This window comes from Streptomyces sp. NPDC052107, assembly GCF_040680215.1.
Classification (GTDB): domain Bacteria; phylum Actinomycetota; class Actinomycetes; order Streptomycetales; family Streptomycetaceae; genus Streptomyces.
In genome coordinates this window covers 1-1628 of the sequence record NZ_JBFAWG010000270.1, presented here as the reverse complement: position 1 = coordinate 1628, position 1628 = coordinate 1, and the positions used below count along the sequence as shown (strand labels likewise).

Sequence of the window (1628 nt, the reverse complement as noted above, 5' to 3'; positions counted from 1 at the left end):
GGCCCTGTCTCACATTCGGTGGTGACGGAAAGTGGTGGGGGTCGTTGACATTCGCGTGAAGGATGTCAACGAGCTCGTGCAGACGGTGTTCTCGGGCCTGTCCCCGCTGGTCATCGAGGATGTGGTCGACGAAGGTGAGCGGATCGTGGTGCGGGCACAAACTCCGCGGGACACTGCGGTCTGTCCGGTGTGCGGGGCCTCGTCGGGACGCGTGCACGGCTATCACTGGCGGACGGTGGCCGACGTGCCGGTCGATGAACGACGGGTGGTGGTCCGTGTGAGGGTGCGGCGTCTGGTGTGTCCCACGCGCGGCTGCCGCCACACCTTCCGCGAGCAGGTGCCCGGAGTGCTGGACCGATACCAGCGACGAACCGTCCGCCTGACCAGGCAAATCAAGGCCGTAGTCAAGGAGTTAGCGGGCCGAGCCGGGGCGCGTTTACTGGCGATACTCGCGGTGGGCCTGTCGCGTCACACGGCTCTGCGCACGCTGCTGCGGATCCCGCTGCCCGTCGGGCGGGTGCCCCGTGTGATCGGCGTCGACGACTTCGCGCTGCGCCGGCGGCACCGCTACGCCACCGTGATCATCAACGCCGAGACCCATGAGCGGATCGACGTGCTGCCCGACCGCACGGCCGACACCCTCGAGACGTGGCTGCGCGAGCGTCCGGGCGTCGAGGTCGTGTGCCGCGACGGCTCCGCCACCTACGCCGAGGCCATCCGGCGCGCTCTGCCCGACGCGGTCCAGGTCGCCGATCGCTGGCATGTGTGGCACAACCTGTGCGAAGTTGCCCTGAGCGAGGTCAAGGCGCACAGCAGCTGCTGGGCCACCGTACTGGACGCGCCCATCTACGACGGGCCCCGCGCCCAGACCACCCTCGAACGCTGGCACCAGGTCCACGGCCTGCTCGACCAGGGCGTGGGTCTGCTCGAATGCGCTCGCCGCCTGCAACTGGCCCTGAATACCGTCAAACGCTATGCCCGCGCCGACCGGCCCGAGCGTATGCTCCGCGTGCCCAAGTACCGTGCCAGCCTTGTCGATCCCTACCGTGAGCACCTGCGCAAACGCCGGGCCGAGGACCCCGGCGTCCCCGTCCTGCACCTCTTCGAAGAGATCAAGGCCCTCGGCTTCACGGGCTGCCTGAACCTCCTGCACAAGTACATCAACCAGGGCCGTGCGGACGCCGACCGCAGCCATATCTCCCCGCGCAGGCTCGCCCGGATGCTGCTGACCAGGCCCGACAACCTCAAAGCCGAGCAACACGAGCTCCTGGCCAAGCTCACCGCCGCCTGCCCTGAGATGACCCAACTGGCTGTCAGCGTCAGGGACTTCGCCCCGCTCCTTGTGCCCCACGCCGACAATGCAGACGGACTCACGCACTGGGCCAGCCAGGTCCGCGGCGCCAATCTGCCCCACCTGCATGCCTTCGCTCGAGGCCTGGAACGAGACCGCGACGCCGTAAACGCCGCCCTCACGCTTCCGTACAGCAACGGTCCCACAGAGGGGGTCAACACGAAGACCAAGCGGATCGCGCGCCAGATGCACGGACGAGCAGGCTTCACCCTGCTCCGCCACCGCATCCTCCTTGGATAACAGCACGCTACGTCACCACCGAAAGTGAGACAGGGCC

The 1628-nt window shown here is 67.9% G+C and carries 1 protein-coding gene; it reads left to right on the top strand.

Annotated elements, in window-relative coordinates:
- Positions 1-49: 49 nt before the first annotated feature.
- On the top strand, positions 50-1591 hold the full coding sequence (locus tag AB0M27_RS47725; protein WP_365732450.1) for an ISL3 family transposase: 1542 nt from the start codon (positions 50-52) through the stop codon (positions 1589-1591).
- Positions 1592-1628 lie beyond the last annotated feature (37 nt).